This is a genomic window from Pseudomonas fragi (genome assembly GCF_002269505.1).
GTDB lineage: Bacteria > Pseudomonadota > Gammaproteobacteria > Pseudomonadales > Pseudomonadaceae > Aquipseudomonas > Aquipseudomonas fragi_D.
In genome coordinates, this window is the sequence record NZ_NQKQ01000003.1 from 53,761 (window position 1) to 77,088 (window position 23,328).

Here is a 23,328-nt window from a genome sequence, read left to right on the forward strand (position 1 = left end):
CATCGCGATGCAGTTTGTCAGGTTGAACCAGACTCCCAGGTGTCGTTTTCATCTTCGCTGATGGTGTACCAGGTGTGATAAGTCTGGCGGCTCAGGTGCTCCCTGGCGTTGATCTTGCTCGTCATGCGGCCCAGCGGGTCATAGAACAGCTGGTCGCAGTAACCATCGGCGCGCCGCGCTTCGTCATCGATATAGCGATAGTGGTCGGCGAAGTAAGGGCGATAGTTTCGAATAGGCAGCCCTTTGTTGTTGTATTCGACCCTGCCACTGACCCGCCAGCGATGTTCACTGATCGCGCTCAGGGGTTTGCCGTCACTGCCCAGGCTCAACCGCCCCGAGAACTCAACCACATATGCTTCCCCCGCCGAGGTTTTCTGCTTGGTTTGCAGCTCCCGCCCGAAGCCATCGGTGAACGTCAGGCTGATACGGATTTGCCGGATAACGCTTTCATCGCCAGACGGGTAGTTATCGGCCTGCAGCATCGCGCTAAACACCGGTTCGCGACGTGCCTGGCTGATCTGTTCAGCCAGTTGGCGATTCGCCTCAATACTCATGTCCAGATGTGCCAGCCGGCCACTGGCGCGTATATAGCCGTCCGGGGTCAGAAAACCCTGCGCTACCCATTGCGCGCGATGGGGCGTTGCCGGGATTTGTCCCATCCAGTTGAAAGGGGCGTGAAAGCAGGCACTGGCAGCATTGAGCAGTGCTGCTTGAGGGTTGTCGATGGCAAAAGCGGGGCTGTCGTTGGCAGGGCGCTTGTAGTCCGTCAGCGGAGCGAACCCTGCTGGTTTGCCGTTTTCCTGACCGTAAACACTGGTCGCCTGTAACTGGCCGAATGCGTCGTAGCATGCTTGCCGAACAGTCCCTTGGGGGTCGGTAATTTCGATGGGCAGCAGCAATCGGTAGTCATAGACGGCCTGGGTGCTGCAACCGTCCACGGCAGTTACTGAGGCAATATGGCAAGCGTAACGGTCATGGGTGAGCGTGGTGACGGAGTGGCTTTCAGACGCACGCAACTGTTCGGCGCGGTAGAAACCCTGCTCGCCTGAGTAGCGGGCAAAGCCCTGCTTGAGTGACCACAGGGCTGATGGAGTGCCGGTGCCTGCGGGACCAGGCAGGAACAGGGCCATGGGGTGGTAGTGCTCCCGGGTAAGGGTGCTGGCCAGGTCAAAGGGGCTTTCGCCGGGCATGGTGGGCACATCGGCGTATGCAGCCAGTGCCTGGTCGTCAAGTTCGGCAGACTCCTTGAAGGCCGGCAACGCCTGAAAGCTGGCCTGACCTGCCGGTAACGGGGCGTCGCTCTGCGCCAGGCAGTAATACTGCACGGATAACCCGCCCAGCGTGCGCTGTGCTTGCGTGCGCACGGGGTTGGCCGCCGTGTCGCCGATCAACAGTTCATAGCTGGCCTGCGAGCGGTTGAAAGGCTCTTTTTCAAGCACCAGTGCATTGCTGCGTTGCCGGTAAGGCAATTGCAGGCGCCAGCGTTGAGGGTTGTCCAGATGAATGAACTGCGCCCGGACTTCACTGATGTAGTGCATCTGTTGAGCCGGATCGTGGGTATCGCGCCACCAGGTCTGTTGATGGGGCTCATCGAATGGCGGCAGGTCGGATTCGCGCTTGCGCCGGGCGTAATCAATGGTCACTCCGTGAGTCAGAGTGCCATATTGATCCCGGCGCAGATTGATGGTGTGCCGGCAGGCCGGGTCGCCCGCTTCGCGCTCGTAGCGGTAAACCCATGACTCCAGGGCAAGTACCAGCAGGGATTCAGGCGACTGCAATTGACGCAGCATATAGCGGTACTGGCTGACGGTGTAAGGCACTCGTGACGATTCCGGGTCATCGGCCGCAAACACTTCCTCACGCAGCACCAGCCCGCTCAATGCCAGGGCTATTCTGCGCGAGGAGAGCGGGGCTGGCAGCAGGCTGTCTTGCTGGTTACCGGCTTCCAGGCGGGTCAGCAGCGTATTACCCAGCGGGTGGGCCAAGCTGTCGCCCGCCCAGTATTGGCCGTGCGGCATATCGAGGGCTCTGCCGGTGTGAAACCAGGTCTTGCGCAGCAGTGGCGCAGTGGCTGCCTTGTCGGGCTTCTGGCCGGCAGGGCTCTCGGTGTCGGTTGCCATCAGCAATCCGAAACCCTGGAACTTGCGCTCCAGACTGTCGTAGAAGCCTTCCCTGTAGGTAAAGCGCTGGGTCAACTGATTGCCACTGATCTGATCCTTCTGTTGCTGTTCACTGACCAGATGCAGCGCAAAGGGCAGGCCACCGGTGCGGGGTGTTCGTTGCTGCTTTTCGTCCAGCCACTCCTGGGCACTGCTGCGGTAGGCAAGCCGACCGAGTGCCCCCATGTTGTTATCGGTGCCGATCAACAAATAGGGTTTTTGCTTGACAAAGTCGTATCGCCAGTGGCGGGCTGAAGGGTGGAGGACGGAGAGGATCAGGCTGGTGCAGCCCACCCCTTGCAGGTCGGCCACACTGACCTGGCAAAAGCGGTCATGCCTGACCCCTTCAGGCCAGGGCAGCGGCGTGGGCACGGCTTGCAGGCCGTTGCCGCAGAGGTTCATGAAAATCAGCGCCTGATCGGGCTGAAGGTAGATCAGGTCGCTGGCGCCGGCGCCATCCAGATCGGCCAGCAGCACCCGCGAAGCTTCGAATTCGGCGTAGGTGAAGGGCAGGCTGGCGAACACAAACCCTTTGCCAAACCGGCCCCGGCCCAGATTCGGCCAGCATTTGATTTCATTGTGGCGAATACGCACAAGGTGCTGTTGCCCGCTGCCCAACAGATCGCTGAAAGCCACCAGTTCAGTTTCGCTATTGCCTGGCAGTGGCAGGTCGTCATTGGGGTGAGGCATGTCTGCGGCGGGGTCAAAGCCTTGCAGGCCCTTGTTGCGATAGAGCCGCACGCTGTTGCGGCCAATCAGCGCCAGATCGTCAATACCGTTGCCCATCAGATCGGCGAGCTGGGCTGCAGGCTGGAAAAACTCCAGGGGCAACGCCGCAAAGGGCGTGAAGTTTGACCAGCTCCGGTCACTTTCCAGGGTGAAAAAACCGCTCATGCCCGGCTGGGCGATGATCCACTCCAACTGGCCGTCGCCATTGAGGTCCGCCAGGGACTGCTGCAGCGCACCGGCCTGCTGCGCTACGGGAATGCGATCCAGTGCTTGCAGCGGTCCATAGGACACGCCATCAGGCTCTACCGCGTTGGCAGCCCTGACGGGTTCCCGGTAGTGCCAGCTTTTATCGTTGCGACAGAGCACCCCAGGCAAGCCATCGCTGAAGAGGTCAACCAGTTGATAGCGCTGGCTGTCGTTTATGCCGTCCAGGGCGTCGCAGGATCGATAACTTGAAGGATCGATGGTCAACCGGAAATCGCTGTAAACCAGCTCCAGGGGCGGCCAGTGGAAAATTTGTGCGTTGGCATCGCAGGCCTGGTTGTGTGCGGCCTGCAACAAGCTGCCCCCGGTGTCGGTGATGGTGTACTCCAGCAGGAGCCGGCGGGTCAGCACCGGTTCGCGCCCCAGGGCTGCCTCTTCAGGAAAGTAGTGAAACATCAGTACTTGTCGGCAAAGACGCCGACTCGCCAGTTCAAAGCCATAAGCATAGTTGCAGAACGGATCGCTGCGCTGCGGCCACGGTTGCTGTTCTTGATAAGAGGGCGGTTGGCTCAGGGCGGTGGTGCGTTCACCGTAGTCAAAAAGCAACTCGAAATGCCATTGTTTTTGCACCGGGGTCTCAACCGTCCACAGCTCCAGATGCGCTCTGGCCGCGGTATTGGCGTAGCAGATACGGCCAAGATAACGCTGGGCGCTGTAGTCTCTAGGGCCATTGCCCCGGGTGTCAGCCTTGTACTGGTAGTAGATCTGCTCCCCGTGGGGGCTCAGGCTTTCCTCGAGCAGCCATTGCGCAACATGGGCAGGTGTCTGCGGATCGGCGATACGGGCCGAACGGGTTTTGCCAAACAGATGCAGGTTGCCGTCGGCGCCCTGGACCAGCCAGAACCCTGCAGTGTCTGACGCCGATGACCAGTGCTCAATGCGATCGAAGGCTGTTTCGTGACGAGGAAGGTAGCGCACTACAGTGTAGGAGCTGCCCAGTGGATGCCCGTTGAAGTGGTCGGCGGTTCTGACTTCCAGCACGCCTTGAACTGTGCGTTCGGGGACCAGTTCAGTACCTGACGGGCCGATAAATACATCTTCTCTGTTATAGGCGGGTACGCCCTTGAGCGTGCTGCGTGTAATCGAGCCGGCAGAGGCTGCCCAGCCGGTTCCGAACGGACCATTGCCCAGGGCACTGTTGTAACTCAGGCTGATGGCCGGGTCGAATCCGCGGCCCGGTGACAGAGGCAGGGGAACGTCGAACGAAGCCGCACCCGTCATCCCGACGGCTCCCCAACCGGTGCCGATACTGTGTATTGCGCCGCCGCCCTTGGGCAAAGATGGCGTGAGTACTTCATTTGTACCGGGTTGTTGAGTGGTCATCCTTGACCTCCTGCGCTTCTTGCGGTGTAGCGCACATGCACGATGATGTCGCTGAGGGAGTTAAGCATGGCTGACTGGGCTGCCGGGTTGGGGAATGCCAACCGCCATCTGGACACGGCACCGGTGTACTCGAACGGCAGATAGCGTTCGTCCGTGTCGAAATTGAGTGTGAACAGGCCGCTGTCATTGAGCCCTGTGGACAGTGCGACCTGCTCATTGACCCGCAGGTCGTCCAGGACATCACCGCTGTTCGGGGATCGCTGGATCTGGTTTCTGGTCTGGCTCAGGGTCGCGCGAATGTCCTGGTAAGGTCCTAGCGTGGCGGGCAGGGACACACTGACACTTTTGATCCGCCGCAGGTAATGCCCTGGGTAGTCGGCTTCATACAGCGCCTTGCTCAATTCAAAGTCTATGGTGCCCTGGTTGATCATCTGATCTCTGAGGGTGGTCCACTCCTTGTCAAGCAACGTGCGCAGGGACAGGGTTTTGCTGATTTCCAGTTCACGGCGGTTGCCTTGCATGTAAGCCGTGTTCATGCGCTGCAGATCCAGCTTGAGCGACTCCCCAGCAGCCATGCCCTTGAACTGATGGTTCCAGGGATGGGTCTGGATGAAGCGGGTAGCCCAGTCAGCATTTTCAAATTGCCAGCATGCCTGCGCGGTCAGGCACAGCGAATGGGCGGCGTCGTAGGCTTGATAGTAGAAATCAGCCAGATGACTATTGAGCCATTGATACAGCTCGGCGCTGGTAAAGCGTTTGTTGAGCATCTCGTAGGCCAGCCTGGCCTGCTCCATGGCCATTTCGGTGTGCCTGAGTTGCAGTCGCAGCATTGCGCTCTGTTGCGTGTGGGCCTTTAGTTGCAAATCAACCTGTTTGAGCTCCAGTCGGCTCTGCTCCAGAGCCTGGTTCCATTCCTGGGCACGGCGGTTGAACAGCTCCGTACGATCGAGATGAGCGGCATTGGCGCGTTTTTCATTGGCTGTGCTCTGCATAAGTGCCTGAGCCGCATAAAAGGCACCCTCATAACGCATCCCGCCGTTGGAGGTACCGAAGATGTTGGGCAGCAGCATCGCTATTCCTGCAGCCGATTCAGCCACCGAGGCTTTGGTGTCCCATTGTGCGCTTTCCAGGTATTGCTGGCTGGCCTGTGCCTCGACCGCTGAGATGCCTTCTGCGAGCAGGTTTTCGAAGTATTGCAGACGGCCCTCGATCAGGTGACGGCCGGCCAGCAAGGCTGCATGGCTGGCTTCATCAGCCCGCATGCCCTGGCGCTGCTGCTCGACGGCAATTCTGGCGAGATCCCACGCATGCTGTTGCTGCAACAGCAGATGCTCATTTTGTTCCTTGCGCTCAAACAGCAAGAGCAACGTATTGCCCAACTGCACGACATTTTCAACCAGTGTCATGGCATGGGCATAAACCACATGGAAGCGGTAATGGCCGATGTCCCCGGGTGGCTGATTTTCTGCGGACACAGCATCAACGCCGGCATTGCGGGCGTAATGGCTCAATAGCACGTGTGGTGCCGATGCAGGCGCGAACAAGGCCTGCTGCAAGGGCTTGCCACTGATACTGAGGTGATGTCGCAGGTTAAACAGGCGACTCTCGAGTTTGTCCCAGCGGGCAACCAGATCAGGGTTAAGGGGCAGGCACGGTTGGTTGTTGCTTGATGTGCCCAGGTCCTTCAGGGCTGCGGGTTGCCAGGGATCGGTGCTGGTGACTTGCGGTCGTGGTCCCAGCAGGTTCATTGCTCGTACGTACCAGAGCTTGGCCTCAGCCAGGCTGTCGGCAGTGGCTTGCCGATAAGCGCCATCGCCACGATTGAGCAGGATATCCAGATACAACATGTACAGCGCCTGGCGAAAGTAAAGCGGGGTGTCAAGTGCTATCTGGTGAGGGTCGTCCGGGTTGTATTGTTTGTAACCAGGGTCTGAGGCCTGGGTCAGGACATGCAGCTTCCAGTAGTCGGGGCGTATCTGCGGGTCGGTCGTTCTGTCAAGCGGGTCGAAGAGGTAGTGGAGCCAGGATTGGGCTTCGGCGTATCGCTGTTCCATATTCAACCGGCAGGCCACCAGCCAGGGCAGGTAGAGGAAAAACTCCCAGAAGTATTTTCCGTGCGCCCCGTGAAAATCCAGTAGATGGGATTTTGTATTGTTGCCTAGCACGGGTTCGCGCCATTGATCGGCAGTCATTGAAAACAGGTGATCCAGACTGACGCTGGCTGCAGCGCTCATTTGCCTGGCAACGGAGGTATTCATGCGGATCGGTGCCCGCGGCTTGTGCGTCGAGACATCATCGCTGTTTTGGATGGCTGAGTGGCTGAAGTCGATGTATTCGGCTGTTCCATCAACTTGCGCCGCACTGCGGCTGATTCTTGGGGCAACTGTGGTGACGAAAGCCGCGTACTCAGAGCCCAGGGTCAAGTTCAGGGCTTTAAGGGCATAACCCAGAATGGTACGGACGTTGCTGCGGGTGTTCAGTTTGAGGATCAGGACTCCGTGAATGATTGTGATCGGTCGTGGCTCGGCAGTCGCTGGATTGCTTTGCTCCCCATACGGGCGCAGGGTGTCTGATGTCAGTTGAATATGTGCATTGAAGGCGTGAGCGGCACCCAGATTTGTCGAGAACCCCTTGAGTGCGCGGCGGGATATATTAGGTTCGCCGGCTATATAGCTGTTGTTGTTATGAAGTTGAAGTGGATGAGAACTGTGCTCAAACAAAGGCATCATGACGACAGGTTTGAAAAGGCGAGTGTATAGCGTTGCTTTGACGTTATCGAATAGCCAGTTGTTCTTATTATCTACGGGGTCGTTTTGTTGTGTGTGAAAGTGGATGGCCATGCTGTAGTCGGTATTGGTATTGTCGAACAGGAAGTTGAAGGTTGCATATTCGACGTATTTGCCAGTGAGTTGCACTTCCCAAAATGCTGTTTCCTTTTTGGCCATCTGCGGTTTTGGAGTATCGGCAGGATCATCCGCGCTGCCATAGAGCAGGTTTGGAAACACCAGGGAGGTCTCGTGGCAGGTAATGGACAGAGAAACCCAATTGCACGGAATATTGCCTGAATACCTGATGATCAGCCTGGAGCCATTTTCCAGCGCCAATTTGTCTTTGCCATTAGTCGGCGTGCTCTGCAGTATCAGATCCAGCTCCAATCCGCCCCAGCCGTTGGACCCGCGCAGTGACACGGTCCGGTGCTGGGGGATGGCTCTGGTCAGCCTGGAAGTGAGTTCAAGTGCACAGGACGTTTTGTTGTAGGCAATGTCATTACGAAAGTCCGGTTCGCTGATATGACTATGCATGCCATCGAAATTCCATCCGTCAGGGACGGGATGAGGTGTGCTGCCGCGGATATTTGTCAACTGGACAATTTCGCTGGCTGAAGGCCGGAAATTGAAGTTGCAGATGTCATTGTCGGATTTGTCGGATTTGCCGGATTTATTGTTGTAAATAAACATGGATTTATAGCGATTTGCCAGTTTGGCATGCTCTTCATCTGACGGTAGATCTGCCACAGTGCCCTTTGAGTACAGCCGGGTTATGGCAAAGTCCGGATCGATCCTGACAGCCTGGTAAAAATGGTCGGAAAGCCCCTCCTTCAACGGATTGGCAGGCTGGGGGGCAGGGGCGGCCAGCCCCAGGAACAGTGAAGGCGGATGGGTGGTGGAGTCGAGTACTGCAATAGTTTGAATATCCTTTCTTAAGGCCTCTTTGCTCAGGATGTCGGGATTGGTTAAAAAAAAGTATTCGTCACTGCACTTCTGCGGCGTACTCCAGGAACCATCGAATTTCATATGGGAGATGTGAAGGCGCAACTGGGTAAATCTGCTTTTAAGGTAGCTGTCCAGGCGATCCTTATAGTCAATATCCGACTCATCTGGTTTTTTTTTATCGGAAAGCCTAATGACTCTGTTACTGATCGGGGCTGTGGGGGACGTGCACTGCGCCCAGACCACAAACAGGCGATTATTGAAATAGACCGGACGAATACTTTGTTCCGGAATGTCTTCAGATATTGGCAGGGGGATTCTTTTCCATTCGGACCAGGCACCGGACTGTGGGGCGTCCTGCTTGAAAGGTTGGGTGTGCCCGTCGCCCGGGCTCAGGGTACGGCTGGCCATGTTCAGTGAGCGCCAGAAGAGTGTGTTGTCTACATTCGAGCGGGCAACAAAGTAGTAAGTGCTCTCGGCGAAGTGGCCTTTATCGCCATCGACATAGCCATTGATGGTTCTGAGGGTAGAAATCTCCTCGAATCGGCTCAGATAGCGTTGAATGGCAGGCAGTACATCATTCGATTGAATTCGGCACTGGTTTATATCGTTTTCAAGTTGCAGGAAACTTTCGGTTTTTTGACTGCGTAGCATGGGGTTCAGGTAATTGGCCGGGAAGTTGCGCAATTGTTGAACCGCGCGCCAGATCGAATAGGCATGCAGGCTATTGCGCCAGGTGTTCTGTTGGGCTGATGTCATACCCTGTTGTTCATAACCGGGTTCCAGGCCCATTGAAATGGCATTGATATATTGCTGAAGGCTGGCAATGGCACTGGCGACACGACTGGTTGGCACAGCCTGGCCGACCTGCACATCCAGTAGCCAGTAGCTGTAGAGGTCATCGGCATTGTTGATTTTATCTTTGAATGCCGATGTTTTCAGGCTGCTGTCTTCAGGCAGTACATAGGTCAGGTAGAACGCGACCATGGCATCGCGCAGTTGCTCATTGAGTTGCTGGTGCAGTTGTTCTGGCATGATCATTCCTTCGATGGCGCAGTGGGCGCTACACTCATGTTAAGGGTGGGTGGCAAGGACGGCGCTGGCGACTTTTTGCCAGTTATCGGAGCTGGAGGTGGCCGTTAAACCGGTGGCCATCAGCAATATTTCTGCTGAAAGGCCTGTTATCCGGGCGGTGTCATGGCAGCGCATCAGCCAGTCCAGTCCGGCCATGGAGCGCACTGCATTATTTGGCAGATGCGATATCAACCGCTCTATCTCGTCGGGAATCCAGCCCATCATCCGGGCCAGTTGCTCGTGGATTGGCGAGGGGCCACTGTCCGCGGGCGGGCGATTGGCCAGTTCCAGATAATTGAGGAGCGCAGCGTGGCTGACCTCATAGAGCTGACTGAATTGGTTGAATCGCTGAATCAGGTACAGGGTGCCAAGCGTCAACTTGAGGGTTGAGCCTTCCGAGAGCTCGGCGTCAAGCCAGAGAGGGTTGAGCAGAAAGACCAGCAGGGCCTCGCGGTTGAGGGGTAGTTGCAGTTCGGCCTCGATGCCGGGAAACAACAGCAGCAGGTGTTTGAGGTTGTCACGGGGCATTTTGCTGCCAAGCGCATTGGCGAAAGCCCGCGATACCTGTCGGAATATCAAGCTCAACAGATGTGCCGCCTCACCGGCCAGAGAGGTCTCCTTGAGCAGCTGTTCTATTTCCTCCCTCAAAGGACGCAGTTGCGAGTAGGCCGCCGACAACTGTGTCTTGAGCCTCTCTTTGACCGTGGCCTTGAGCGCTTTGTCGCGCTCGATATCCTGGCTCATGGTCACTTTCTCATCGACCAGGGTTTCCACGCTCTTTGCCAGATTATCGGTGTTCGGTTGCTCTGGCAGCAGGGGTTCTGCTTTCAGCAGCGCTTTGGCCAGCAGCACGTTCCAGGCGAACGCAAGAGGCTCATCGGGTTGTGGCAAGTGCAGACCGTCGATCGCGGCCTGGTTCAGCAAGTACCGGGGCATGCTTTGTAATACTTTGTCGAGCTGTCCGATCCTTTGTTGCAAGGGCGCGGATAGAGGCAGGTCATCCGTCAACAGTTGCTGGCGTAACTGCTGAACGCTTATGCCGCTGTCCTTGAGCCAGGTGACAGCCCAGTCCAGATGCATCAGAACATCGAGAAAATCCGTCGGCTCGTTTCTGCCGGATTTGCGTAATCTCGGTTTGACCAGGTACTGACGGTAAACCTTGCCGCCCAGCAGTTGGCACAGATGATCGCAGTCCATGACGGACAGGCCGAACAGGGCCGGCAGTGTTGCCTGGCGATAAAAGCTGGAAAATGTTCTGGTATCCCTGCGGGGAGAGGTGAAATGCTGTTGCGTGCGGGTTTTGAGCAGTCCCAAAGACTGTGGCGTATCTTCAAGCCCCAATGCCCCGCAGACCCGATACAGGGTGGGCTCTGTGATTTTGAGGTCAAGCGGCTGGTTGTCGAGAGCCAGGACCGGATCGAGCCCGTGTGCGGGGTTGAATACCTGATCGAACAGAGACGGTGCCTGCCCCGATCCATGGACAGGTATCTGGTACAGCCATGCTGAAAAGATTTGCGATTTGAGACCATACCGGCGGTTCAGATAGCGAAAGACTCCCAGTGCCCGCAAGCTATTTTCGTTGATAGTGATCGGCTCGGTGGTCGGGCGGCCTTCGCAGCCCATGATGCTGTAGAGCAGGGTGTCCAGATCAGCGAAAGGCATATCGAGCCAGCGCTGCAGGCGGATCATCCTTTGTAGCCGGTCTTGACGTTGCGCGGTGGTGTTTTGCAGGTGGTTTTGCCCGGATGCATCGGTACCGAGCCCCATGGAAGGCTGTTGTCCGTTGGATTCGACATCATTGATAAAGCGCGCACCCACATTGCTGTCCCTTGCCCTCTGGGTTGCATTGGGCATTACGTTTTTGGACCGGCCGGGCCGGAAACTGCCCTGGGCTAGCAGCTCATGCAACTGCTGTGTGGTCAGGCCGGTATGCCGCATAAACTGTTGTTGCTCAGTGATCGGCTTGCTGTCGCCATAATGCTTTTTGTAAAGGTCCTCAAGCTCGGTGCCGGTAACTTTCCAGTCGCTGTTATCGGTCAGCAGGTCTTGCTGCGCCGGGCTGAGCAGGGTGAGCAGGGTGAGCAGGGACTGTGCGACATGAACACCCTGATGCACGATGCCGTATTTGCTCTCTGCCTGCGCGCTGCAGGGCAACTTGAGGCTGATGCGGTAGTTCAATTCACCCAGCCCGGGTTTGTTGCCTGCCAGTCCCAATACGCATTGTCGATGGGCAAGGTCAAAAGGCAGTTCAAAGGGGTAGCGCAGATAGGCTAGCACCTGATGGGCCGTACGCTCGCCATAAAGCGGGCGGTTCTTGTTCAGATAAACTTCGACAGGTGCTTGCAGGGCTTCATTGATCAGCGTCAGCAGGGGCAACTGGCGGGTAGTGCTTTCAGCGTCCACCACCAGGTTCTTGAGTGTCGGTCGTCGTTGTTCGAGGGTAATTTTATCCTGGGTACCTTTGCCGGTTTTCTCCACCTCCAGGGCAAAGCTGTAGAGCGCCTGCAGGTAGGTAGCGGGAGAGTCGACTGCGGCCAGGGCAGCAGGCTCGCAGCAGGCATTCAGGTTGTCCTTGAACAGGTCTGTCCAGGTGGGGCCTGAGTGGGGAGAGGGGGTGTCCGTTGGCATGTTAAAACTCCTGTTCACGCAGTGGGTGATCCACTGCGCGTGCAGAAAATTAGCATTGCCCGGCGTGATTTCTCGGCCAGCCGAAAGCGCCGAAAAGCTTGGGAATTGTCGCTGAATGAGATGCCTGCGCGTGTCTCGGACGCAGGCTTTTTATGCTGCGGGGTGAAGGCAGGGGACTACATGCCCCCGCGCTGCTGCATGATCAAAAGTTGATCGAGGCACTTAACCTTGCCGTCAGCGGCGCCCCCTGGAAGACATAGTTGTCGCCCATATATTCGCCCACATCGCGCCAGTAGCGCTTGTCGAACAGGTTGTCGACGGTCAGGCGAAACACTGTGTCGTAACCCTCGATACGGGTGCTGTAGCGGCTGCCGATATTGAATATTGCGTAGGCGTCGGCCTGTACCGAACCCACCTGGCTGGCGTACTTCTTGCCGCTGTACTGCACGCCGCCGAGCAGGGCCAGGCCATCGACCCAGGGCAGGGCGTAGTCGCCATAGAGGCTGGCGCGCAGGGTCGGCACATTGATGGCCTGGTGGCCTTCGTATTCCGGGGTACCGCTGCCGGTGACCCGGGCGCGTATGGCCGCGACACTGGCGGCGATCTGCAGACGATCAGTTGCCTGACCGTTGGCCGCCAGCTCAATGCCGGTGTTTTTCTGCTGGCCCTGTTGTACGTAAGTGAACTCGCCATTTTCGGGGCGAGCATACTGGTACGCCTGGCGGATCTGGAACAGCGTGGCGCTCAGGCTGAGGCGCTGCCAGTCGTATTTGATCCCGGCCTCGATCTGCCGCGACACGGTGGGTGGCAGGATGTCAAATTTATTGCTGGCAAACCACGGCGCTGTGCCACCCAGGGACAGGCCTTTGCTGTAGCGGGTATACAACGTCATGTTTTGCACCGGCTTGTAGATCAGTGCGGCCTGGGGCAGGAATTCATAGCGTTGGGTGTGGCGGGTGGTGTCGCCCTGATTGTCGAAGGTCTTTTCATCCAGACGCACTTCGCGCCCGCCGATCAGGGTCTGCCATTGCTCGTTGAAGCTGATCAGGTCATTGAAAAACACCCCGTACTGGCGGCTGTCCAGGCGGCGATGGCTGTCGTTGAGGGCGCCGTTGTAGCGCTCGAGGTTTTCAGGCTCGCTGTCGATATTGCCACTGCCGAGCCCATGATTGATCGCATCACGATTATTCACCACGCGCCGGAATGCACTGCTGCCCAGCGTCAGCTCATGGCCTATAGCACCGGTATCAAAGCGGCCGCTGAGCGCTGCCTGTACCTCATTATTACGCCGGGTATCGTCCGGGCTGCGGAAGTCGTAGATGTCGTACCCACCCTCGGGGGTGAAGTAGTTGCCGACATTGGGAGCCACACAGCCGACCGTGCAGCCGCCCCAGGCAAATGAGCTGTAGTCGTCGATCACCACCTTGCTGCGCGAGGCGCTGAGGCTGCCTTTCCAGTTGTCGCTGAAGCGGTACTCGAAGTTGCCGTTGATATTCAGCGAATCAATGGTCACCGGTTTTGAGCCGCTCTGGTGGGCCAGCAGTTTTTTCGGCGAAGCGTGGTGCGGCAACTCGCTGCCGCCGAGCAGTTGATAACCCGGTACCGAGCGTTGCTCTTTGTTCTGATACTCCACATCCAGTTGCAGCAGTGCGTCGGGGCTGATGTTCCAGTCGAATGCCACAGAAGCAAAATCGCGCTGGCCATTGGCGTGTTCGACGTAAGAGTGGATGTCTTCATGGGCAACGTTGGCCCGCAGGCCGAACTGCTGTTCGCTGCCGAACCAGCCGCCCACATCGGTGGCGATGTAACCGCTACCGCGATCGTCGGTAGACACCGTGACAGAGCGCACATCGGCTGCCCGCTTGGTCACGTAATTGACCGCGCCACCGGGCTCGGAGACGCCGCTTTGCAGGCCTGAAAGGCCCTTGAGCAGCTCTACCTGCTGCTTGTTTTCCAGGCCAACGTTCTGCTCGCCGGTGATGGTGCGGCCATTGATCTTGTAGCTGCTGGCCGAGTTCAGCGAAAAGCCGCGCACGACAAAATTTTCGTAGTAGCCGACTGGCGCATAGCTTTCACCGACCGATGCGTCGTTTTTCAACACATCGCTGAGCAGGCGGGCTTGCTGGTCTTCAATCAGCGCATCGGTAAACACTGAAATGGCGGCCGGAGTATCGAGCAAGGGCGCCGCCTCGAAACCACCTATCCAGGCGTTGTCGGCCTGGTAGGCACTATTGTCCCGGGCGGTCACGGCGGTGGCGGGCAGTTCGGTTTTGGCTGCGTGTGCCGCAGGCATGGCGCTGCCCAGCAGCAGGCCGAGGCTGAGCAAACTGAGAGTGAATCGCGGGGCGGACTCTCCCTCGTTGAAAGTCCGGTAAAGCATGTTCATGCACAGCTCCTGAACGATGGGCAGGCTTGAGACCCGAGCCTGTTTCTCAAGTGCGTCATCATACAGGTGACTGCGGGCTGGCAATCTATCTGCGCGTGCTCAATTTGTCACTGACGGAGCGCCCGTCAACCGTTGGACTATCAGGGTTGGTCGCCATGAATGAGAAGAGGGTTATTCAGTCAAACGAAGACATATAAGTACTGCCGACGAAACCGGCTCATTGGATTAATCTGCCAGGAGGAACATTGTGCCAATCAGGTCAAACCTATGCCTTCCTTGCATCGACACACCCCTTCACTCACGGCACTCGACCCCAGAGGGGCCAATGTGCGCGCGGTGGCTTACCACCGCTTGAGTGCTGAGGATGAACCTGTCGCCCGGGTGACGCGAAATGTGTTCGGCGCCACAGGGTTCTTGCAGCAACAGTGGGATCCGCGCCTGCATGCGCTGCGGGTGACAGATGCTCGGGTAAAACCCAATCTGAGCCATCGTTACAGCCTTTGCGGGCAGGTGTTGCACACAGGCAGTGTCGACGCCGGATGGCGTGTATCGCTATTGGGGTGCGCCGGTCAGCCGGTTCAATACTGGGACGGTCGCGGCGGGCGACAACGCCATGAATACGACCCTATGCTCAGGCCGGTTGCAGTATACGAGCAGACGCACAACGAAAGCTCGGAACGCTGCGTCGAGTATTTGACGTATGCCGAAGCGACACTCGAACACGCGGCGCTTAATTGTTGCGGTCGGCTTGTGCGTCATGAAGACCCTGCAGGCCGTGTGAGCTACGAGCATTATGGGCTTAATGGTGCCATCACGGGGCAGTCCCGGCGTATGGTAAAGGCCCAATCCTTGCTCTCCTGGCCCAAACCTGAAAAAGAACGCGAACGGTTGCTGGAGTCGGAGTCATTCACCACTGCCTGGCACTACAACGCGGTGGGTGCCTTGCTGGAGCAGGTTGATGCCAAAGGCAACAGGCGGTTTTCTCAATACGCCGTAGACGGCAAGTTGTCCCGGATGGAACTGCAATTGCGCAGTGGTATACGCAAAGTGCTGGTGGAGCACAGGGTTTATAACGCGCAGGGCAAGTTAACCTCCGAGCGCGCCGGAAACGGCACCGTCACCTTGTCCAGCTACAATGAGCGCGATGGCCGTTTACAGCGGCTCCAGGTCTATCGATCGCAGAAAATGGACAGCGTGCTGCAAGACCTTGCCTACGGCTATGACCGCATCGGCAATGTGACTCGTATTCATGACGCGGCCCAACCGAGCGTCTGGTTCAGTAACGCCAGAATCGATGCCGTCAGCCGGTTTGGGTACGACACGCTGTATCAACTGGTCAAGGCCACCGGCCGCGAGAACACTCAGAACCTGCACGGGGCAGACTTGCCGGGTGTAGTCCTGTTCGGCACAACGCAAAACGCCATCTGGGGTAATTACACCCGTCATTATCACTACGATACCGCGGGCAATTTGTTGCAGATGCAGCACGTACCCTCCGCAGGCCCGGGCTATACCCGGCGCATGAGGGTGGCGGCCCGAAGCAACCACAGCCTGCTGGAGATACCGGGGAGCGGGCCGGTACTGGCAGAAGGCTTCGATCCGTGCGGCAATCAGCAAACCCTGGCTGCGGGGCAGGCGATGAGCTGGAACTTGCGCAACCAGCTGACGCAGGTGACCCAGGTGCGGCGCGAGGACGGTGACCCCGATGAGGAAACCTACACCTACGATGGGGCCGGGCAACGCGCACTCAAACGCAGGTTGAGCAAGGCCAAAAGCCAGATCCATACCCGTGAAGTCGTGTACCTGCCGGGGCTTGAACTGCGCCGCGACCACGCCAGCGGGCAATGGCTCACGGTGCTGTCGGTCGAAACGGGTCGCAGCACCGTCAGGGTGCTGCAATGGGAGAAGGGTCGGCCAGCGAAAATAGACGATGAGCAACTGCGCTTCAGCGTGTCGGACATGACTGGCAGTAGCACACTGGAACTGGACGAGCAGGCTGCGTTGCTCAGTCAGGAGGGTTATTACCCTTATGGCGCCACGGCCTGGTGGGCGGCCAGAAGTGCGATTGAAGCCACATTCAAGACCATTCGACATTCAGGCAAGGAACTCGATGCCACAGGCTTGTATTACTATGGCTATCGCTACTACGCACCGTGGTTGCAGCGCTGGATTAACCCAGATCCCGCTGGAGTCATTGACGGGCTGAATCTATTTTGCATGGTCAGGAACAATCCAGTGAGCTTGCGCGATAGCCATGGCAGGCAGTCGCAAGAAAATGATGACGACTACTCGGAGTATGCTCCCGGCGCAATGAGTTCGGGTTATCAGCAAAGCGCGCATTCGTTCCGGCGCCGGGACATTGATGAGCATGCGGCGTCAGCTCGCCAGGCGTCTGTTGTGAGTGGCCTGTCTCACAAGGTGTATCGCACCCATACAGTTGAATCAGTCTATACGGCGCCTCTTGTACCTGGAGCATATCGTTTCAAAAATGAGTATTTGCCGGGGCGTTGGAGAATGATGGAAAACTTCCGTGCCCCCGGCGAGGGTCCCAACGCGACGGATGTGACCTGGCATCAATATGAACAGGTTTCAAGACAGAACAATTTTTTCGGCGTCCTCCCGAAAGTCATTGTGCGCTGGGACGTGATCAATAAAGAGGCGCTACGCGCCACCAACGAGCAGGATGGAATGCTGGAGCGTTTTCTGGCCAGTGAAGGTAATGGTCGGTCTACCCAGAAAATCATGAATGCATTCGGCCTGCGGGCCACCGGCATTGAAAGGCGAGAAGTTCATGATGTCCGTAAAGGGCTGGATGTCGACATCATTGCAGTGCATGTCGAGCCGGCTCCTCTGCCTCGAAGCAAGTCCCAGGATTCACTTTACAAAAAGGATTTACGCAAGGAGGTAGAGCGAGACTTGAGACGGATGAGCCGTCATCCACTCTCACGTGCCGCACATGCTGTATGGCGAGCGGTCAAGCGGGCAGTGTTGCCACATTTGCCCCGTCCTGGATTACGCTGATGCGTGGCTCAATGAGACCTCGAACTGACTCAGTGGGGCTTAATCACAGACAGAAAAATCCTGTAATCCCTGCACCCTGCGATCTGAATAAAACCTTGATCTAGACATGTTGCATGGGGTATAGCTAAAAAGGTCACTCGTAGTATTACAGGAAATTACAACGCCCTTATGGATGGAATCACACGTATCAATCGCCAGTTGGGCTCACACTTCGCATCCCTGATTGCAAGCTGTGGGCCTCACGTCAAATGCTGCATTCGTGCAGTCACAGGGTTTGTTTCCCGCCATCTCGCAGACTTCGCTTTTCCCCACCTGAGACCCTGTTTCTCGGGCAGCTGCGCCAACTGGCGCCATTGTTACGTCCCTCCGCCTGACTCTTTCTGACCACCAGCCGTTCCGGTGCACTCACGCCCCGCTGTCATTGGTGCGTTCTGCTGCCTGGAATTTGTATTTGAAACCACGTTTTTGATCCAGAGCGTTTCCGCGGGCAGCCAATAATCGCTCGCGCTACAAGGAGCTGTGTTGATGATTTATTTTCAGGGTAAAAGAATTTTCAGTGCCATCTTCGATATGGATGGCACCATGTTTGACACCGAGCGCTTGCGCTTCAAGACGCTCAAGCAGGCCGCCGAGGAAATTTACGGCACGCCGCTGAGTGAAGAAACACTGATCGGCTCATTGGGCCTGAGTGCCAAAAAAGCCGAGGCACTGGCCAGGGCCAATCACGGCGATGACTTCCCCTATGCCCAGGTTCGCCAGCGTGCCGATGAGCTGGAGCTTGCCTATGTACGCAATCACGGCGTGCCGATCAAGGATGGCCTGCTCGAAGTGCTGGAGCGCTTGCGCAAGTACGGCCTGACCATGGCCGTAGCCACGTCGAGCCGCCGCGCCATCGCCGAGGAGTACCTGATCAACGCCAATGTGCTCAAGTACTTCGACGTCACTGTGTGCGGCGATGAAGTGGACCAGGGCAAGCCCCACCCCGAAATCTTTCTCAAGGCGGCCAGCGCGCTCAATTGCCTGCCAGAGCATTGCCTGATGCTGGAAGATTCGCAAAACGGTTTGTTGTCAGCCATTCGTGCCGGCGGCCAGCCGATCCTGATCGAAGACATCAAGCCCCCGGCACCTGAAGTCGCGGCCTGTGCCCTCAAGGCCTACACCGGCATGCACGGGTTTTTGGGTGACCTCAACGAATGCATGCCCGATCTCGGCACCCCTGCGCTGACCGAGAGTTTTCCGCCCACCCTTAATCAGTTCAGCGCCGGTATTCATGGCTTTGGCGCAATGGGTGGTGGCTACCTGACGCAGATTTTCTCCCACTGGGATGGCTACACCAGACCTTGCGAGATCATCGCCGCGACCCGCTCACGCATGCTGCGCGAGACCATTCAGGCGTTTGGCCGCTTCAGTGTGCGCTACAGCGCCACGTCCTTCGACCAGACCATCGATAACCTGCGCATGATCGATATGGATGACGCCGAAGCGGTGATCCGCATGTACGACGTGGCGGAAATCGTCGGCCTGAGCCTGCCCGAAACCGCCATTCGCAAGCAGGCCGGGGTGATTGCCCGGGGCTTGATCCGCCGCTACGAGCGCCGGGGGCGTGAGCTGACCATTCTGATTGTGCTGAACAAGGTCGGCGGTGCGGACTTTGTGAGCCGCCAGGTGCAGGCGCAACTGGAACTGCTGGTCTCGCCCGAGCTGTGTCGCAAGATTCTGGACAACAGCCATTTTGTTGAGACGGTGGTCAGTCGCATCGTCTCCAAGCTGTCCAATGAAGCATTGGTGCGCCAGTTGCGGATCAAGTCGAAGATGTTTCAGAACAGCCTGAACGACGAGTCCGACGCCCCTCGGGCCGTACCGCGCACCCCAGTGCCCGAGTACGAGCGGTTGATCAGCCGCTTTCGACCTTTTGCCCAGTCGAGCAACGCCTTGAGCCAGCTGCACCTGATCCTGTTCAACAGCGAGCCGGACATGCCCCTGTATTCCCAGCGCTGCAGCAATTTGCTTGAGCGCTTGCGTCAGGTGAAGACGGTGGACGACATCACCCAGACCCAGGTGATCAAGAACCTGCTGTGGAATGGTCCGCACGCGATCATTGCCTGGTACGCCAGCCTGTTGGGGTACTCGTGGCTTGGCCAGGGCATGGGCGATCCGCGGGTCAATGAGCTGGCGCAGCGCTTGATCGGCGAGGCCGTCGGCCCGGCACTGGTGGCTGAAAACCCGCATATGGCGGATGCCGTGGCAGCGTTTTCAACCACCTTTCTGCAGCGTTGCGCGACCTCCTTCAAGGACCCTTGTGCCCGTGTCGGGCGAGATCCGCTACGCAAACTGCAGCGCAACGAGCGGATTTTTCGCAGTATCGACCTGGCCAGAAAGCACGGCATTGACAGCAGTGCCCTGGAGTTCGGCACCGCGCTGGCATTGCACTATGCACTGCGCACAGCCGACAGCAAGGATCTGGAGTGCCAGCAGATGCGCCGTGTGTATCAGGACAGTGGCAGCATCGAAGCGGTGCTGACCTGGACCGGCAACTACAACGGCCAGCCGTATCCGGGGTTGGATCCGGTGAAAGATGCCGCGTTGATCGCGTCTGTGAGCAGCCATTTCCATGGCCCGCTCTGTGCTGAATTCGTCATGTAAGCAGACTGAACCGATCAAGCTCTGAGCCCCTGGATGGTTCAGTCTGGAAGGTCTGTTCAAGGAGCTGACCATGAAACGACTGACCCTGGCCCAGGCTTATGAGCTGGCCGAATCGATCTTGTTGCACAACGGTTTCAACCTGGACCATGCCCGTGCGGTGAGTGCCACGGTACTGGCCGGGGAGCGCGATGGCTGCGCGTCCCACGGTTTGTATCGGGTACTGGGCTGTGTCAATTCACTGCGCGCGGGCAAGGTTTCGGCCGATGCCGTGCCGCGAGTGATCGACCAGGCGCCGTCGATTGTGCGTGTGGATGCGGCGGGCGGTTTTTCTCAATTGGCGTTTCAGGCGGGTTTGCCCTTATTGCAGGAAAAAACCCGGGCCAACGGTATTGCGGCGCTGGCAATCAACCACTGTGTGCATTTTTCGGCATTGTGGGTGGAGATCGAGCAACTGACCGCGGCGGGGCTGGTGGCGCTGGCCTGCAATCCGAGCCATGCCTGGGTGGCGCCGGCGGGGGGCAGCGAGCCGGTGTTTGGCACCAACCCCATTGCCTTTGGCTGGCCACGGCCTGGGCGCGACCCGTTTGTATTTGACTTTGCCACCAGTGCCATTGCCCGTGGTGATATCGAATTGCATCGCCGGGCAGGCAAGGCTATTCCTGAGGGCTGGGGGGTTGATGCGCAAGGGCAACCCAGCACCGATGCCAATGTGGTGCTCGACAGTGGCGCGATGCTAACGTTTGGCGGGCATAAAGGTTCGGCGCTGGCAGCGATGGTTGAATTGATCGCCGGGCCCTTGATCGGCGATTTGACCAGTGCCGAATCCCTGGCCTGGGACGCGGGGAGCAAATCGTCGCCGTATCATGGCGAGTTGATCATCGCGTTTGATCCGCAGCGCTTTCTGGGTGCAGCGACCGAAGAGCATCTGGCCCGTGCCGAAGTATTGTTTGCCGGTATCGAAGGGCAGGGCGCGCGGTTGCCGTCCCAGCGCAGGTATGAGGCGCGGGCGCGCAGCGAGGTGGAGGGGGTACAGATTCCGCTAGCCCTGTTCAATGACTTGCAGGCGTTGCTGAAGGGATAGGTGTGCGGGCTGGCGCTTGTTGTGGGAGCGGGCTTGCTCGCGATGGCAGCGCCGCGGTTTAACTGAAACACCGTAGCGATTCCATCGCGAGCAAGCCCGCTCCCACATGGGGGTGAATCCCCTGTTTTCGCAATCTCTATAGCGGCTACAGTGGGCAGTCGATCAAAGACCGACGTCAGGCAAGTGGGGGCGGTTGGCCAGGGCCCTGGCCATGATCTGCTCGACAAACTCACGATCCTCGCGAGGCAGGGCCAGGCGCGGCGGGCGGGTCAGGGCGCTGCCGCGACCGGCAATCGCTTCGCACAGCTTGATGCACTGCACCAGGTCGGCGCGGGCGTCCAGATGCAGGATCGGCATCAGCCACTCATAGATCGGCATGGCTTCAGCGAAGCGTCCGGCCTTGGCCAGGCGGAAGATGGTTTCGCCCTCCTTGGGGAATACGTTGGACATCCCCGAGACCCAGCCTTCGGCGCCCACGGCGAGGCTTTCCAGAACCACGTCGTCGAGCCCGGCAAACAGCACAAAGCGGTCACCGACTTGATTGCGGATATCGATAAAGCGCCGGGTATCCCCGGATGAATCTTTGAAACACACCACGTTGTCGCAGTCAGCCAGGGAAATCAGGATGTCGGGGGTGACGTCGTTTTTGTAGATCGGCGGGTTGTTGTAGACCATCAGCGGCACGTCGGCATTTTTCGCCACATAGCGATAGTGCTCGGCAGTCTCGAAGGGTTTGGAGCCATAAACCAGTGCCGGCATCAGCATCACGCCATCCACGCCGACCTTGCGTACCGCATTGGCCACTTTGGCCGCCTGCACGCTGGTGAATTCGGCCACGCCGCAAATGACCGGCACCCGGCCGCGGGAGGCGTCCACTGCCACTTCGGTTACGGCAATTTTCTCTTCGGCGCTCAGCGAGGTGTTTTCCCCCACGGAACCGCAGACCACCAGGCCTGAAACACCGTCGCGGATCACGTTGGAAATCACCTGGTGGGTCTTGTCCAGATTGATGCTGAAGTCATCGTTGAATTGAGTGGTCACCGCAGGGAAGACGCCACTCCAGTTGATGCGCTTGCTCATGTTTGTTGCCTCCGGTTGTTTAAAACGTATTTCGTATACGTTTTTTTCTAAAGAAAATTGGCTGTATCCGTAGTCGTTGCCGAGGAACGATGGCTGCGAGCTTTCGATCTTGCTGCTTCGTGTGCCAAGGGCTCGCAGCCATCGTTCCTCGGAAGCGACTACAAGGGGTGCGTGGTTTTCGGTTGTTTGCGAAAAGTCAGTTTGCACCCGGCCAGGTATCCGACAGGCGATAGCCCTGGGGCCACGGATCGCTCGGGTCGAGCAGCAACTGGTGCGTGCCGGTGATCCAGGCCCGCCCGGATATGCACGGGTAAATGGCCGTGCGCCCGGCCACTTCGGTCATGGAATCGATACGGCAATGGAATTCGGAACCGATGATCGAACGGCCAATAAAGCGCTCGCCCACCTTGAGCACGCCCTTGGCCTGCAACACTGCCATGCGTGCCGAGCAGCCGGTGCCACAGGGCGAGCGGTCGATCTTGCCCGGACGGATCACCACCGCGTTGGCGCCACTGGCCACCCCATTCTCGTATTGCACGGGTGCAGCAATCTGGCAGAAGGAAATATGCGACCAGTCCGGGTTCAGCGGGTGCACAAAACCCAGTTGCTCGTTGGCGGCACGGGTGATTTTCAGGCCGATTTCAACGATATCTCTGGCTTCATCCGGGCTGATCGAAAAGCCCAGCTCCTTGGCATCGGCGAGCACGAAGCTGTCACCGCCATAGGCCGTGTCAACTTTGAGCGAGCCCAGGCCTTCGACCTCGATCCAGGCGTCCAGGCGGTCGGCGAAGGAGGGCACGTTTTTGATCTCGACCCGTTGCACCTTGCCGTCTCGACAGTCGGCCACCGCCTCGATCAGGCCGCCGGGGGCTTCGAGCACCAGCCGGGTTTGCGGCTCGGTCATCGGCAAAATGCCGCTGTCGAGCAACACCGTGGACACGCATATCGAATTGGACCCCGACATGGGCGGGGTGTCGGCCGGCTCCATGATGATCCAGGCCATTTGCGCCCGCGGGTCCTTGGCCGGCACCAGCAGATTGACGTGGCGGAACACGCCGCCGCGAGGTTCGTTGAGCACGAAGTTGCGCAGGGTTTCATCCCTGGCGATCCAGCGCGACTGCTCCCACACCGTGGCACCCGGTGGCGGTGCCACGCCGCCGACGATCACGTCACCGACTTCGCCCTCGGCGTGACAACTGACCACATGGATGATTTTCGATGAACGCATGC

General features: G+C 58.2%; 9 protein-coding genes. 3 read left to right on the forward strand and 6 right to left on the reverse strand.

The genetic code is table 11. From position 1 onward, the window contains the following. Positions 1-17 precede the first annotated feature (17 nt). The 4 genes from CJU81_RS04160 to CJU81_RS04175 form a co-directional block, all read right to left on the reverse strand. Entirely contained in the window at positions 18-4,475 is a 4,458-nt protein-coding gene (locus CJU81_RS04160) for a SpvB/TcaC N-terminal domain-containing protein (RefSeq protein WP_095035609.1), read from the reverse strand. Beyond that, positions 4,472-9,220: a neuraminidase-like domain-containing protein gene (locus tag CJU81_RS04165; RefSeq protein ID WP_095035610.1), complete on the reverse strand. Its 4,749-nt coding sequence runs from the start codon at positions 9,218-9,220 to the stop codon at positions 4,472-4,474. Before CJU81_RS04165 ends, CJU81_RS04160 begins: the two co-directional genes overlap by 4 nt. Before the next feature lie 39 nt (positions 9,221-9,259). Continuing rightward, the gene (locus CJU81_RS04170; protein WP_254924767.1) at positions 9,260-11,905 is read right to left on the reverse strand and encodes a Tc toxin subunit A; all 2,646 of its coding nucleotides are present in this window, start codon (positions 11,903-11,905) and stop codon (positions 9,260-9,262) included. Between the two features lie 184 nt (positions 11,906-12,089). Beyond that, positions 12,090-14,273, reverse strand: a complete 2,184-nt coding sequence (locus CJU81_RS04175) for a TonB-dependent siderophore receptor (RefSeq protein ID WP_095035612.1) — start codon at positions 14,271-14,273, stop codon at positions 12,090-12,092. Between the two features lie 267 nt (positions 14,274-14,540). On the opposite strand from CJU81_RS04175, the gene CJU81_RS04180 reads away from it, so the two are divergent. The 3 genes from CJU81_RS04180 (at position 14,541) to CJU81_RS04190 (ending at position 21,018) form a co-directional block, all read left to right on the forward strand. Beyond that, on the forward strand, positions 14,541-17,294 hold the full coding sequence (locus CJU81_RS04180; RefSeq protein ID WP_254924768.1) for an RHS repeat domain-containing protein: 2,754 nt from the start codon (positions 14,541-14,543) through the stop codon (positions 17,292-17,294). A gap of 525 nt (positions 17,295-17,819) precedes the next feature. After that, the gene (gene mtlD / locus CJU81_RS04185; protein ID WP_095035614.1) at positions 17,820-19,937 is read left to right on the forward strand and encodes a bifunctional mannitol-1-phosphate dehydrogenase/phosphatase; all 2,118 of its coding nucleotides are present in this window, start codon (positions 17,820-17,822) and stop codon (positions 19,935-19,937) included. A gap of 70 nt (positions 19,938-20,007) precedes the next feature. Beyond that, positions 20,008-21,018 (forward strand): Ldh family oxidoreductase, encoded by a 1,011-nt coding sequence (locus CJU81_RS04190; RefSeq protein WP_095035615.1) that lies wholly within the window; start codon positions 20,008-20,010, stop codon positions 21,016-21,018. A gap of 162 nt (positions 21,019-21,180) precedes the next feature. Here CJU81_RS04190 and CJU81_RS04195 read toward each other — a convergent pair whose 3' ends face one another. Together CJU81_RS04195 and CJU81_RS04200 are read right to left on the reverse strand one after the other, a co-directional pair. After that, positions 21,181-22,098, reverse strand: a complete 918-nt coding sequence (locus CJU81_RS04195; RefSeq protein WP_095029416.1) for a dihydrodipicolinate synthase family protein — start codon at positions 22,096-22,098, stop codon at positions 21,181-21,183. Positions 22,099-22,294: 196 nt separating this feature from the next. Further along, positions 22,295-23,326, reverse strand: a complete 1,032-nt coding sequence (locus CJU81_RS04200) for a trans-3-hydroxy-L-proline dehydratase (protein ID WP_095035616.1) — start codon at positions 23,324-23,326, stop codon at positions 22,295-22,297. Between the last annotated feature and the right edge of the window lie 2 nt (positions 23,327-23,328).

Excerpts from the sequence above, each read along its gene's own strand:
- CJU81_RS04160 (WP_095035609.1), bottom strand. The coding sequence starts at position 4,475 with ATGACCACTCAACAACCCGGTACAAATGAAGTACTCACGCCATCTTTG.
- CJU81_RS04165 (WP_095035610.1), bottom strand. The coding sequence starts at position 9,220 with ATGCCAGAACAACTGCACCAGCAACTCAATGAGCAACTGCGCGATGCC.
- CJU81_RS04175 (WP_095035612.1), bottom strand. The coding sequence starts at position 14,273 with ATGAACATGCTTTACCGGACTTTCAACGAGGGAGAGTCCGCCCCGCGA.
- CJU81_RS04180 (WP_254924768.1), top strand. The coding sequence starts at position 14,541 with ATGCCTTCCTTGCATCGACACACCCCTTCACTCACGGCACTCGACCCC.
- mtlD (WP_095035614.1), top strand. The coding sequence starts at position 17,820 with ATGATTTATTTTCAGGGTAAAAGAATTTTCAGTGCCATCTTCGATATG.
- CJU81_RS04190 (WP_095035615.1), top strand. The coding sequence starts at position 20,008 with ATGAAACGACTGACCCTGGCCCAGGCTTATGAGCTGGCCGAATCGATC.
- CJU81_RS04195 (WP_095029416.1), bottom strand. The coding sequence starts at position 22,098 with ATGAGCAAGCGCATCAACTGGAGTGGCGTCTTCCCTGCGGTGACCACT.
- CJU81_RS04200 (WP_095035616.1), bottom strand. The coding sequence starts at position 23,326 with ATGCGTTCATCGAAAATCATCCATGTGGTCAGTTGTCACGCCGAGGGC.